We start from the raw sequence: 13979 nt of genomic DNA on the forward strand, positions 1-13979 counted from the left end.
CCCTTGCCTAACTTGTTATAGATATAGCTTCATTTGAGCGAATGAGCCCTTTATTGTTGGCTAGACTTAATAACTGCTCTCTTAAAAATTCTTTGTCCCATTTATCATAACTATTGATAATTTCCTGTATATCATCGATATATAAGTCTGCCGTTTTTCCTAAGTAAATCTTCGGGTAGACTTGATTTTCATGAACTTCGTCATCCTTCAATAACTCTTCATATAATTTCTCTCCTGGCCTTATACCGCTGAATTCAATCTTAATATCTTCCAAGGTGTAACCAGAAAGTTTGATAAGGTTTCTGGCTAAGTCAACAATTTTCACCGGAGCCCCCATGTCTAAAACAAATATCTCGCCTCCCTGGGTTAGAGCACCTGCTTGGATAACAAGACTTGATGCTTCAGGGATCGTCATAAAGTAACGAATCATTTCAGGATGGGTCACTTTGACGGGCCCGCCTTTAGCAATTTGTTTTGTAAAGATCGGAACCACACTACCTCGACTTCCCAGCACATTCCCAAATCTCACCGCTACAAATTTCGTATTACCATATCCATTCATACTTTGGATAATCATTTCTGATAATCGTTTAGTGGCTCCCATTACACTGGTGGGATTAACGGCTTTGTCTGAGGAAATCATGACGAATGTTCCCGTGTTGCTCCGCCTTGCCGCTTTAGCCACATTATAGGTGCCAATCATATTATTTTTCACTGCTTCTTCTGGATTGCGTTCCATAAGAGGGACATGTTTATGAGCAGCTGCGTGGTAAACCACCTCGGGTGAATAATAGTTAAATATCTTATCCATTTTATCTCCATCTTGGATATCTGCAATTTCCGTAGTAATCTTAATTCCATTCTCTGAAAACTTTTCTCTTAGCTCGGTTTCTATTGCATGGATACTATTTTCACCATGACCAAGTAAGATTAATTCTTCAGGTCCAAACCTCGCTATTTGCCTGCAGATCTCTGATCCAATTGAACCACCTGCTCCTGTGACTAAAACGATTTGACCCTTCACATAGTCAGATATTTGATCAATATCCAAATCAACAGGTGCTCTTCCTAATAAGTCCTCCACTTTCACATCTCTTAACTGTGTTACGGAAACTTTACCCGTAACGAGATCTTCAAGCATCGGAAGGATCTGCGTTTTTGCTTCTGTTTTTGCGCATTCCTGGAATATATGTTGAATTCCTTCTCTGTTCAGTGATGGAATAGCGATGATGATATTTTCGATATCCAATTGGTCAACATACTTCTCAATTTCACTCACGCCACCTACTACAGGAATACCTAAAATATCCAGATGATGCTTTATCGGACTATCATCTACGAAAGCTACAGGACACAAATCTGTATCTTCACTTCTCTGTAGTTGTCTGACTACCATGATTCCTGCAGAACCCGCCCCAATGATTAGAGTCCTTTTTTTCGTATTGCTTTGAACGAGGTAGTTATCTCTGTAAATTCTCCATAAGAAGCGTGACCCGCCGATAACAAGCAAATTAATCATCCAAATAATTGCAAGGGCTCTCAAATAGACGGCTTGTAAGGTAATAAATTGAATAGCAGCGGTAGACATTATTGAATAGGTAACCGTTTTAAGAATGATAATTAGTTCCCCAATGCTTGCATACTCCCATGCTTTCTTATACAGATTCAATAGAAACGAAAAAAACAGGTGACCAGCTAATAATCCGATGGTACTGATCATAAGTGGTGTAAAGTTATAAAAGTTCGAATTAACAAGCATTCGGCTAAATAAAACCGCTGTTATAATAATGCAAGAATCTATAAATATAAATAAGGACAATCTCTGTCGATAGGTCATACATTCTCCCCTCTCTTACCTAATTGTTCTAGCTGCTATCAAATTATGTATAATTTCCAAACTTTTATGAAAAGGGTTCAAATGATCCCTCTTCATAAAAATTTAAAATTAATGGGCATTCAACCCTCCCTCACGCCACACCAACGACGACTCGCGTCTAAGGTTGCTTATTATGACAACCCACAGCATGGCCGAGTGCCTCCATTGATACAGGCAAGGAGACATCGCCTGAAACCTATATTGAGAAAATAACTTCTTTATAAAGAACAAGCGAATAAAAAAATATTACTTTCTATCATTTAAGATAGCCCCTACGATATCAGCATGTGCAAGATCTAAGATGCTTTTTGCTTCAGCTGCTTTTTGTAAATCCGTTTTTCCTTTATTGATGATAAGCACAACTCCATCGCAGTGGTGAGCCAACACCCTTGTTTCAGTAGATTGAAGTACAGATGGGGAATCAACCAAAACAATATCGTAAGTACTGCTCACTTCTTTTAATAATTCAACCATTTTTTCATCACTAATGACTTCAGTAGGGTTCATCATACTAGAACCACTGGTTAACAAATCAAGATTACCTATACCCGTTTTATATACAGCCTGCTTGAAGGTTGTTTGACCCGCGATTATATTGTTTAGTCCGATTTCATTATCAGTCTTAAAAATGACATGTTGATAAGGACTTCTTAAATTTGCGTCAATGAGGAGAATCTTATCTCTTAAGAAAGCCATCGATACAGCCAAGTTAGCTCCAGTTGTCGAAGTACCTTCCTGATTGTTCGGAGAAGTGAGCAAAAAGTTATGGCTATTACGATTATCTGTTAGAAATTTCATATTCGTTCGAATCGTTCGAAACTGGTCAGATACCACGGAATCTGGGTTAGTATAAGTAATTAGATTTCTTCTTTTTTTAGCTTGTCTGATTTTGCTTAATATCAATTTTCTCCCCCCTGGCTTCCACGTTGGATGATTGTTTTTTCTTTTTGTTAGTGATCGTGTTCCTTCTATTCATAGTCGAAACGGATCCAATAACAGGAATATCCAAGTATTCTTCAATCTCATGTCGAGAGCGGATTGTGCCATCAAGTGTATCTAATAAAAAAACGATTCCAACTCCTACAATCAATCCAAATACTGCTGCTGCAACAAGATTACGGCTTTGATTTTCATTGATAGGCATTGGGTTCAACTTTGCTTCAGAAAGTAGTTGTACTTCCTCAAATGATAAAATGTCTCCAATCTTTTTTTTATAAACTTGTGCAGTAGAGTTCGCGATGTTCGCAGCTCGCTCAGGGCTTGTATCAGTTACAGAAATTAAGACTACTTGAGATTCATCGAGTCTGTCTACAGTGATCTTTGAGGCAAGCTCTTCGTCCGAAATTTCCAGATTCAGCAGTTTTTTAACTTCATCCATTATAATGGGATCTTTGATCATAACCATGAGTGTGTTCATGTCTTTGTCTTCAGTTTCTAGGATAATTCTTGTAGATGTTTGATAAAGTAATGTATTGTTTAAATGAGTATAAGCTATCCCAGCTGATGTGGTTAGAAGCATGAGGACTATAATAATCCAAGCTCTTCTTTTGATAACATCAAAATATTCTTTTAAGTTAATGTCACTGCTTCTTCCATCATCTATAAAGTTCTTTTGTCTTTTAATATTCATAAGAACCACCTTTTGGATTTTAGATTCTATTTTATTCTATATAACGAACGGAAAGTTATAAAAAAATGCCCCATTTGTTAGGACGATTGATTTAGCTAATATCTATACTTTAGTTCTTTATTAAGAACTTGTCAACCTGATTTTAACAATTTTCGCTAAACTTGATGAATCACAGGAATATTACTTACCTAATCTCTTAAATTCTTTCTAAAAACGAGTATTTAAACTTTAATTTTACAGTTGCTTTTCAATTGAAAATGTAATATTTGTTGAAAATAACTCACCATCTTTAGAGCGCCAGTAAAAAAAAGACATTCTTTGTTTTAATCGTCCACCTTTTAGGATGTTCTAACTATCTATAGGTGAAATTACTGATTTCTTGACTCCCGCCATTATTTCACTTGCCAAATCTCTACTATTCTTTAATCCTCAAGTCTTTACTTTCCACTTATCATAGTTATCAAATCACTCCATTTCTTTATAAAGAACATTTCCATCATATATCCCTCTTTTAAGTATGTCAATTATTGTTCTTTGTAAAGAATTAATGTGAATTTTTTAGTCAGCACGAGTTCTTAAAGTTTAAAAGATCATCTCGTAAGCTCTGAAGGGGTTCAGCAAAATAATCTGGTATTCATCTTTCAACGATAAATTCTATAATGGCATACTTAATAACCAAAAAAGCCCACCTTTCCAATGAGTTTACTTACTCAAAAGAAAAGTGGGCTTAGTGTGTAAAGTCGTAAGAAGCGAATTTATCAGTCTCTCTTTAAAACTTTACAATCAAATACTGACATGTAACATGTAGTGGAGCATAGCGGGCTCGAACCGCTGACCTCAACACTGCCAGTGTTGCGCTCTCCCAGCTGAGCTAATGCCCCATAGAATTAAATTTGCCGATCCAGCACCTTCGTGCCGATTAATCCGACAAATATTATTATAGCTGATACCACCAGTTCTTCGCAAGGGTTTTTTACGGAATATTCCTCCATATTTCTAACCTCCATTTCAGTTTTTCAAGGTAACCTGCTGTTCATTTTCTTAAGAAATACGATGTCATAGACAATTGGTATGAAGATGGTCTTCCAGGTTACAATAACTTTAAAAAAAGGATGATTTCACAATGGAATTCACGCTGCGCGGAAAAAATGGGGCCTATCCCTGTATCATTACGATTGATCCCGATAACGGACGATATACCATACGGAAAGAAGATACTAGTGGAGAGGTGTTCAATTCACCGGAAGAATTAAAACAATGGATTCATGAAAATTGGACAGCAGAAGATTTTGAAGACCCTTTAGCCTTTCATCATATGCTGGATAAAATTGAAGAGTCATCGTAAAGTTTACTCCTCCTAGCAGGATGCGATAGACTGCAGGAGCCTAAATGGTCCCGAACTTCTTTATTTATTCACTTTTTTCTATATGAACCTTATCCGTTAAAGCGAAATACTTAGAAATGTCTGATAAACTAAAGAAGACTATAGAAATTATAGAATAGGCGGATACTTTGCTTCGCTTTTTACACGGAGGTACATACAACATGGAGATTACGACGAAAGAAGTCAGCAACAGCTGGACAAAATACGCCCTGACGAACGATCACGGCATGAAGCTCAGCGTTTTGAACTACGGCGGGATTATTACAGAGCTGCTCGTACCGGATCAGGACGGAACACTTGAAAATGTAGTCCTTGGCTACAAGAATTTAGAAGACTATAAAGAGGATCCTAATTATTTTGGCGCGCTAATCGGACGAGTGGCCGGACGGATCGAGGGATCTTCTTTTACATTAGAAGGACAAACTTTCGATCTGGACGCCAATGAAGGTCCTAACCACCTCCATGGCGGTGCGAATGGATTTCATCAAAAGATATGGGAGGTCACTCCATTTGAAAGCGAGAACCAGATCGGTCTTACGCTCTCTTTGAATGTTTCAAAAGAAGAAGACGCGTACCCTGGCAATCTTGAGGTCACCGTGACTTATACGTTAACAAACGACAACGAATTGGTAGTGGACTATCAAGCGGAAAGTGATGAAACAACGGTTCTGACATTAACGAACCACTCTTACTTTAATTTAAGCGGGAATTATAAAAGGACGTTGCATAATCATCATCTTACCTTTAACAGTCCGCGATTTGTCGAATTGGACGATAAGCTGATTCCCACTGGAAAATGGCTGGACGTCGATGACACACCTTTTGATTTCCGGGAAGGAAAAGACCTGGTGGAAGGGATGGTTACCCCTCATCCTCAGAACAAAATCGCTAAAGACGGGTTTGATCATTATTTTATTCTGGAAGATGGACAGGTCCACGTTGAAGAACCAACAAGCGGCCGTACGCTCGAGATTACTACCAATCAACCTGGCATGGTCATGTATACCTCAAACAACCTGGATGACAGCTTTCTGTTGGCAGAAAGATCTGCTGAAAAGTATTTAGGTTTATGTATGGAAACCCAAAGTTCCCCGGCATCGCTTCATCATGATGGATTCCCATCTATTGTTTTAAATGGGGACGAACCTTACCATAAACGCACCACTTTTTCTTTTAAAACCCAATAAAAATAAGCCAGGAGGCCTTCCTCCTGGCTTTCTTCGTTATTAATAAACTCCGCGAATATGATCGTGCACCTGCTCGTTATAAAACTCTTTTAATTGCTGAAGCTCTTCGTTTGAGAAATCCCTGGCTTCGAGCGCCTTCAGATTATCCTCTACTTGACCCACATTACGAAACCCTGGAATGACACTTGTAATGCCGTCCTGCTGCATAATCCACTTCAGCGCCGCCCGGCTCATATTTCCGCGGCCTTTGATCATCCACTGAAGCTCTTCACTCAATTCTACACCTTTCGAGAATTCAAGACCCGCAAAGGTTTCACCAACATTGAATGCTTCCCCGTTTTGGTTAAAGTTGCGGTGGTCATCTTCTTCGAAAACATGCTGTTTATTGAACTTCCCTGTCAGAAGCCCGCTTGCTAGCGGTACACGTGCAAGGATCCCTACCTGCTTTTCACGCGCTTTTGGTATCAATTCATCGAGCGGTTTCTGCCTGAAGATATTGAAGATAATCTGCAGAGAGCTTGCGTTTGTGTGCTCAAGCACATACAGCCCTTCCTCCACCGTCTCAACGCTGACTCCGTAGTAACGAATTTTTCCTTCTGCTTTTAAATCCTCCAATACATCAAATACAGAGCCATCCTTTATTATTTCAAAAGTTGGACAGTGGATCTGGTACAAATCAATCTGATCACGATTGAGGCGCTTCAGGCTGTCCTCAGCATACTGTCTTACCTGCTCCGGCGTATAGTTCGCTGGATCGGTAAAGTCCCCCTGGCGTCCGAATTTCGTTGCAATATAGATTTCTTTCTCTTTTCCTTTCGTTGCCTGCGCAAGCAGTTCTTCACTGTGCCCCATGCCATACACGTCCGCTGTATCAAAAAAGTTAACTCCGCTCTCCATGGCTGTTTCAAGTGCCGCAAGCGCATCTTCATCGTTCGTTTCTCCCCAGGCACCGCCAATCGCCCATGTTCCAAAGCTCAGTTCACTAATTTCAAGGTCTGTATTCCCTAAACGATTATATTTCATAAAGTATTCCTCCTTCCCCTCTTACTTTCGGTAAGGGAGCAATTGTGTATTTAATTCCCTTGTTTGCTCATAAACATGCCGATAAATTCCAAAAAGTTCCTCATAAGTCTGGACATTTTCTTCATTCGGCGAAAAGGTCTTTTCAATTTGCAAGAATTCATCCGCACATTGCTTCAGGGAATCGAACCAGCCGCAGCCGTAAGCAGCAAGCATGGCAGCCCCGACTCCCGGACCTTGTTCACTCGATAGCTTCACAATATCTGCATTAAATATATCGGCCTGCATTTGCAGCCAGTGTTCATTTTTAGTTCCTCCTCCGGTAGAAACAATCGTATCAATCGTTTTCCCATTATTACGGAACATATGGATCGATTCATGCAAGGAAAAGGTAATCCCCTCCATCACGGCACGGACGAAATCCTTCCGCTGATGAGAACTGTCCATCCCGATAAAGCTAGCACGGATCGATGCGTCTGCATGCGGAGTCCGCTCCCCGGATATATACGGGGTGAACATTAATCCATTAGCACCGGGTGGAACGGAGTCTACTTCCGCTACAAGAGCCTCAAAGGATTCTTCTTTTGCAAAGACTTCTTTGAACCAGCTGAGGCTGTAACCTGCAGCAAGCGTCACGCCCATTGTGTAGTAAGCATCTGGGGCGCCATGATTAAAGTAATGAACCTTTCCGCCAAACTCTTTGTCATGACTGGATTCATAAGAGAGCACAACACCCGAAGTACCTATACTGCACAAAGTTTTTCCTTCCTCTAAAATGCCTGATCCGATGGCTCCGCACGCATTATCAGCTCCTCCGGCAAACACGCGGGTGGAAGCTGAAAGACCCGTGATGCTTGCCATCTCCGGCAGAAGCGTTCCTGTCTGCTCATAAGACCCAACAAGCGGCGGGCAAAGATCAGAATCAATCTCTAAGGTCCGGCATAAGTCTTCGCTCCACTTGTTCGTATGAATATCCAGCAGGAGAGTTCCAGATGCATCTGAATAATCCATATGCAGTTCTCCGGTCAGCTTATAGCGCAGATAATCCTTTGGCAGCACGAACGTTTTAGCTTTTGAGTAGAGATCCGGCTCGTGCTTCTTTACCCACAACAACTTAGGAAGAGTGAAGCCTTCCAGAGCAGGGTTTTTGGTAATCTCAAGCAGTCGGTCATTGCCGACGACATCATAAATTTCCTCACATTCAGCCGTTGTTCGTGTATCGTTCCACAGGATCGCATTGCGCAGCACCTCGTTGTTCTCATCCAGCAGCACAAGTCCATGCATTTGTCCGGAAAAACTGATACCTTCAATATCTTCAGCATTGCCCGGGAAATGGTCCATCAGTTCAGACAGCCCTGCGACCGTCTGTTCCACCCAGGCATGCGGGTCCTGTTCACTATAGCCGTGGCTTTCCTGAATCAATGGATACGGCTTTGAAACCTCCTGGACAATCCTTCCCCCACGGTCCATCAACAGTAGCTTAACTGCACTTGTACCTAAATCGATTCCGATAACATGAGACATACTTACTTGTCTCCTGCAAAAGTTTTAAGCATGTACTGATTGATGACCGCTTTAATGCTTTCCAATCGTCCTGATGGTTGGGAGAAACCTTTTAATCCAAGTGCATGTTGCTCAAGTTTATGGAAATCTGTAGTGCCATTCACAATATCCTTACCAATTCCCTCCGTGTAGCTGCTATATCGTTCCTCGACCATTCCTTCAAGTACTCGATCTTCAAGCAGTCTTTGAGCTACCTTTAATCCGGCGGCAAAACTGTCCATCCCAGCGATGTGAGCATGGAATAAGTCTTCCGGCTTAAAGGAACCGCGGCGTACTTTGGCATCAAAGTTCAATCCTCCGCGTCCCAGTCCGCCATTTTTAATAATTTCATACATGGCAAGTGTCGTGGAGTAAATGTCTGTTGGGAACTCATCGGTGTCCCATCCTAACAGTGGATGGCCCTGGTTGGCATCCACTGACCCCAGCACATTGTTGATGCGGGCATAATGTAGTTCATGCTCGAACGTGTGCCCGGCAAGTGTGGCGTGGTTAGCTTCAATGTTGAATTTAAAGTGATCCTGAAGATCATACTTTTGCAAAAATGCATACCCGGAAGCTACGTCGAAATCGTATTGATGCGTAGTTGGCTCTTTCGGCTTCGGCTCAATTAAGAACTGAGCATCGAATCCGATCTCCTTCGCATAGTTCACCGCCATATGGTAGAAGCGGCCGAGGTTATCAAGTTCGAGCTTCATATCCGTATTCAGCAGCGTTTCATAACCTTCGCGTCCGCCCCAGAATACATAGTTTTCTGAACCGAGTTCTTTTCCAACTTCAAGTCCCTTCTTCACTTTTGCAGCCGCATACGCAAATACATCTGCTTCACTGGATGAAGCTGCACCGTGAACAAAGCGCGGGTGGGTGAAATTATTTACGGTATTCCAGAGCAGCTTCGTTTTGCTGTCTTTCATATAATCCTTGATCATACTGACAATGGTGTCCAGATTTTCGTTCGACTCTCGTAAACTGTTTCCTTCTGGAGCGATATCGACATCGTGGAAGCAGAAGTAAGGAACATTCAGTTTTTCAAAGAACTCAAATGCCGCTTCTACTCTTGCTTTCGCTAGGTCCATCCCTTCGTATCGATCCCACGGACGCTGCGCGGTACCTACACCAAATGGATCAGATAGATCCTCCGTAAATGTATGCCAGTAGGCCACCCCGAATCGAAGATATTCCTCCATCGTCTGACCGTTAACCGTTTCTTCCGGATTGTAGAACTTAAATGCGTATGGATTTGTTGACTGAGATCCTTCGTATTTAATTTTATCGATATTGTTAAAATAAGCCATTATAGTAACCTCCTAAAAATAATAAACTGTTCTATTTTTGGTTATATTCAAATATTTTTCCTTTACGCCACTAATTCTTTTTGTATAATGAGACATATCTCCTAAAACAATTTCCGGAGGGTCTATGATGAATTTATTCAGCGGCGCACTTTATCGAATCATGATTTGGATTAGCCGGCTCGCCTATCTCCACCTCTTGTGGATTTTATTTACTATAGCAGGAGCAGTCGTTTTTGGGCTCTTCCCTTCTACTACTGCAATGTTCGCCATCGTACGAGACTGGTTAAACGGGAAAACCGATCGGAATCTTTTTTCTGCATTTTGGATATATTTCAAAGCTGAATTTTGGAAAAGCAATCTCTTAGGTCTTGTTGTACTGGGTCTGCTTCTTCTCATAAGCTTGGATATTTACTATATCCGCTCCATGTCAGAAGGCGTTACCTGGACATATATTCCATTATTCGCTTTCATGTTCATATTTCTATTATTCTTGTTTTATTTGTTTCCCGTGTTCGTACATTATGACCTTAAGATTCCAGCTATCTTAAAAAACACCTTTTTAATTATGCTGATCAGCCCCGTTCAAAGCTTTCTCATTCTAGTGAGCCTCGCTTCACTAATACTGGTGTTCCGGTCGCTTCCGGCACTTGCTTTCTTATTCGGCGGAAGCCTTTATACCTTTATCACCATGTGGCTAAGCCTCCATGCTTTTCGCAGAATTGACCGTCAAAAATCAGCGTGACCAGCCTGTGCCTCGTCTCATCAGCAGATGAGGCTTTTTTTAAAATTACCCTTTAACAGCACTCGATGAGATGCCTTCTACTACTTTGTTACTGAAGAAAATAAAGGCTAATAGAATCGGCAGGAGACTAATAATAAGGGTAGCTCCTATCGCTCCCCAATCTGTCATGTACTGACCGATAAAGTTCTGGATTCCTACTGTCAAGGTCTTGTATTGATCGGAACTTATGAAGGTGTTTACAAACACAAACTCGTTCCAGTTGTAGATCATGTTGATGATGACAATGGTTGATAAAACCGGTGTCGTCATCGGCAGGATAATCCGAAAGAACAGCCGGTGAATCGAGCATCCATCGATAATAGCGGCTTCTTCAATTTCACGCGGCAATGTATAGTAAAACCCTAGTAAAATCATCATGGTAATCGGCAGGTTGTATGCCGTATAGGTAATGACAATGGACCACGGGTTATCTATCAAATTCACATTTAAAAACATATTAAAAAGTGGAATAATGGCGGAATGAATTGGGATCATGAGTCCGACCATAAATAATCCAAGCACTAAACTGCTTAGTTTCCACTGCATCCTTGTGATCGCAAACGTTGCCATACTCGCGAGCAGCGAGGTAAGAATAATCGCAACTACCGTAATCCAGACGCTGTTAAAGAAATAGGTACCGATTCCACCCTCCCATACCGTTAAGTAATTTTCCCACTTCCATTCCTGCGGCAGCGCAAATGGAGATCCAGCAAATATCTCACGGTTTCCTTTTAACGAAAATAAGAAGAGCCAGACAATCGGCAAAATCTGAAATACAGCTACCAGTCCTAAACATAAATAAAGGAAGATATAGCCGAGGCGATTCATGGGGTAACCTCCTTTTAATATTGAAGTTCTTCTTTGTCCGCCGTTAATTTACGAACAATGACGGTGACAATGAGTGTAATGACAAGCAGCAAGAAACCAATCGCACTTCCATATCCGAAATCATTGGTACTGAAGGCCAGTTTATACATGTAGGATGCCATAACTTCACTGGCCCCATTCGGCCCTCCTCCGGTCATGACGTAGATCAGATCGAAGTATTTTAATGAGCCTACAATTGCAAGAACGATGGTCACTTTTACAACCCCTGCTATCAGAGGAAGTTTGATACGGTAGGCAATCTGTAAAGGTGAAGCCCCGTCAATCTTCGCCGCTTCAATCAGCGATTCCGGGATGTTCTTCAAAGCTGCATAGTAAATCAGAATGTAAAAACCGGCGTACTGCCATAAAATCGGGATAAAAATCGCATAAAGGACAATATCCGGATTGGCAAGCCAGGCTGGTGGGTTATCTACTCCTAAGCCCATCAGCATCTTGTTTAATATTCCGTTCGATGGGTTAAAGACTTTAATCCACAACTGGGCAATAGCCACCGAGGACAAAAGCATAGGAATTAAGTATATTTTTCTTAACAGATCGGCTCCTTTGATTTTGGATGCCAGAATCATAGATATAGCCAAATATACGATTAAGCTTAATGTTGAGAAAAATGCTAATAGAAATGAGTGAAACGCACTATCCCAGAATTTCATATCCTGTACCGCGGTTATATAATTTTCCATTCCGATGAATTCCATGTCGCCAATGCCGTTCCAATCCATCAGACCGTAGTAGGCCGATAATCCTAACGGAATAAAAATAAGGATTCCGACAAGGATCAAGGCTGGCAGAACATAGAAGGCGATCATCCATTTGTTGGACATTACTTTATTCACTGACCTTACCTCCTCCCCTGATGGGGTAGAAAAGGAGTACCAGCTGTAGCATCTCCTTTTCTAAATTAACTAGTCGTCTTATCTATCACTCTATTCTTCGCTCGACATGGCTTCCTGGTGGGCTTCTGCGAATTCTTCTGGTGTAATTTCCCCGCCGAATAATGCTTGAATTTGATTTAAATGAACTTCTGCTGCATCAGGGCTCATCTGTACATCTGCAAACAGGGTGATGTTGCTTGCATTATTTAAGTCATTCAAAACATCGACGTACATTTGTGGAAGATCCATAGACTCGGCATCTACTTTAGTTGCCGGAATCACGCCTGCATCTTGCACGGATCTTTCACCCCATTGCTCTACAAAGAATGAAACAAAATCTTTCGCTTCTGCTTTCACATCAGAATTTTCAGCTACAAACAACCCAACACCAGGACCGCCTACAAAACTGCTTTGGTCGCCCTGACCATTAACAGTTGGGAACTTGAAGTATCCGACAGAGTCTCTGAAATCCTGCGGGACATCTTCATTCGTAGTATAGTTCGGCAGATCCCACGTGCCGATCATGTACATGGCTGCCTGGCCGCTCATAAACATACTTTTAGCTTCCTGGTCAGAAAGACCGTTATAACCTGCGTTGAAGGCATTCATATCAGCTAGTTCCTGAATTTTAGCCGCTGCTTCTACAAACGCAGGCTCTTCAAAGGAACCGTTTCCATCAATAGCTTCGGTTAGGGCCTCTGGGCCGCCGATGCGGTCAGCAAAATACATATACCATAGAGACCCAGTCCAGCGGTCTTTGTTACCTAAAGCAATTGGTTCCACTCCATTCTCTTCAAGAGTCGCCACTACCTGCTTGAACTCTTCATACGTTTGCGGAACTTCTAATCCGTTTTCCTCAAAAATGGATTTATTGTAATAGATAGGAGCAACGTTTAATTCAAGTGGAAGACCATACGTTGTTCCATCTATTGCATAGGCTTCCGTTGTGCCTGATACGAAGGAATCCTGTAGACCACCCTCCAGCACGTCATCTAAGGAAGCAAATTTATTACCTTCTACATAAGGTTCTAAATATCCAGCTGCCCAGGTCATCCCTACATCCGGTAATTCATTTGATGTAGATAAAACTTTCATCTTATCTTTGTACTGTTCGTTGCTTAAAACTTCAACTTCGACGTTTACGCCTTCATTATTACTCTCAAAATCAGCTACAATATCCTCAATTATCTTGTGATGCTGAGCTGAACTTCCTTCGGGCCATAAGTGCATAAATTCAATTGTTTTTTCATCCTGACTGGCACTTCCCTCATCCGCTCCTCCGCTGCAGCCGACAAGAACCAAAACGAGCGATGTAATCGCCAAGAACAATGTAACCGCTTTCTTTTTCATCTAAATTTTGCCCCCTATAAATTCAGAATTTTTACATCCTTTTCGAATGTTAATTACAATGTACCAGACGAAACTTAGTTTGTCTAGTGGATAAACAATGTGGTTCGTGCTATAATTGAGGAAACTTTTTTAAGAA

12 protein-coding genes and 1 tRNA gene are annotated in these 13979 nt (G+C 41.4%); 3 read left to right on the forward strand and 10 right to left on the reverse strand.

Translation table 11 applies throughout. The features are described 5' to 3' along the window. Positions 1 to 7: 7 nt before the first annotated feature. From LCM11_RS05175 to LCM11_RS05190, 4 genes are all read right to left on the reverse strand, one after another. The gene (locus LCM11_RS05175) at positions 8 to 1837 is read right to left on the reverse strand and encodes a polysaccharide biosynthesis protein (protein ID WP_224893185.1); all 1830 of its coding nucleotides are present in this window, start codon (positions 1835 to 1837) and stop codon (positions 8 to 10) included. 285 nt (positions 1838 to 2122) lie between these two features. Further along, entirely contained in the window at positions 2123 to 2779 is a 657-nt protein-coding gene (locus tag LCM11_RS05180) for a CpsD/CapB family tyrosine-protein kinase (protein ID WP_224893186.1), read from the reverse strand. Further along, a complete protein-coding gene (locus LCM11_RS05185) occupies positions 2751 to 3506 on the reverse strand; it encodes a YveK family protein (RefSeq protein WP_224893187.1) in 756 nt (251 codons plus the stop codon). The genes LCM11_RS05180 and LCM11_RS05185 overlap by 29 nt, the downstream gene beginning before the upstream one ends. Before the next feature lie 808 nt (positions 3507 to 4314). Continuing rightward, positions 4315 to 4387: transfer RNA gene (locus LCM11_RS05190), tRNA-Ala, on the reverse strand. A gap of 242 nt (positions 4388 to 4629) precedes the next feature. Here LCM11_RS05190 and LCM11_RS05195 point away from each other — a divergent pair. Then, positions 4630 to 4851: a hypothetical protein gene (locus LCM11_RS05195; protein WP_224893188.1), complete on the forward strand. Its 222-nt coding sequence runs from the start codon at positions 4630 to 4632 to the stop codon at positions 4849 to 4851. A 200-nt stretch (positions 4852 to 5051) separates the two neighbouring features. After that, complete coding sequence (locus LCM11_RS05200) at positions 5052 to 6077, forward strand: aldose epimerase family protein (RefSeq protein WP_224893189.1); 1026 nt, start codon at positions 5052 to 5054, stop codon at positions 6075 to 6077. Positions 6078 to 6116: 39 nt separating this feature from the next. Here the strand turns inward: LCM11_RS05200 and LCM11_RS05205 are convergent, their stop codons facing one another. From LCM11_RS05205 to xylA, 3 genes are read right to left on the reverse strand one after another with little or no spacing between them, the layout of a single operon-like run. Beyond that, complete coding sequence (locus tag LCM11_RS05205; protein WP_224893190.1) at positions 6117 to 7100, reverse strand: aldo/keto reductase; 984 nt, start codon at positions 7098 to 7100, stop codon at positions 6117 to 6119. A 21-nt stretch (positions 7101 to 7121) separates the two neighbouring features. Beyond that, the gene (gene xylB / locus LCM11_RS05210; RefSeq protein WP_224893191.1) at positions 7122 to 8621 is read right to left on the reverse strand and encodes a xylulokinase; all 1500 of its coding nucleotides are present in this window, start codon (positions 8619 to 8621) and stop codon (positions 7122 to 7124) included. 2 nt (positions 8622 to 8623) lie between these two features. After that, the gene (gene xylA / locus LCM11_RS05215) at positions 8624 to 9952 is read right to left on the reverse strand and encodes a xylose isomerase (protein WP_224893192.1); all 1329 of its coding nucleotides are present in this window, start codon (positions 9950 to 9952) and stop codon (positions 8624 to 8626) included. A gap of 127 nt (positions 9953 to 10079) precedes the next feature. Here xylA and LCM11_RS05220 point away from each other — a divergent pair, with 127 nt between their 5' ends. After that, entirely contained in the window at positions 10080 to 10694 is a 615-nt protein-coding gene (locus LCM11_RS05220) for a YesL family protein (protein ID WP_224893193.1), read from the forward strand. 45 nt (positions 10695 to 10739) lie between these two features. Here LCM11_RS05220 and LCM11_RS05225 read toward each other — a convergent pair whose 3' ends face one another. From LCM11_RS05225 to LCM11_RS05235, 3 genes are all read right to left on the reverse strand, one after another. Beyond that, the gene (locus LCM11_RS05225; RefSeq protein WP_224893194.1) at positions 10740 to 11561 is read right to left on the reverse strand and encodes a carbohydrate ABC transporter permease; all 822 of its coding nucleotides are present in this window, start codon (positions 11559 to 11561) and stop codon (positions 10740 to 10742) included. Positions 11562 to 11575: 14 nt separating this feature from the next. Beyond that, positions 11576 to 12454 (reverse strand): carbohydrate ABC transporter permease, encoded by an 879-nt coding sequence (locus LCM11_RS05230; RefSeq protein ID WP_224893195.1) that lies wholly within the window; start codon positions 12452 to 12454, stop codon positions 11576 to 11578. A 90-nt stretch (positions 12455 to 12544) separates the two neighbouring features. Beyond that, positions 12545 to 13843, reverse strand: coding sequence for an extracellular solute-binding protein (locus LCM11_RS05235; RefSeq protein WP_224893196.1), 1299 nt, complete (start codon positions 13841 to 13843; stop codon positions 12545 to 12547). Positions 13844 to 13979 lie beyond the last annotated feature (136 nt).

Source organism: Halobacillus halophilus (assembly GCF_020171985.1).
Lineage (GTDB): Bacteria > Bacillota > Bacilli > Bacillales > Halobacillaceae > Halobacillus > Halobacillus halophilus_A.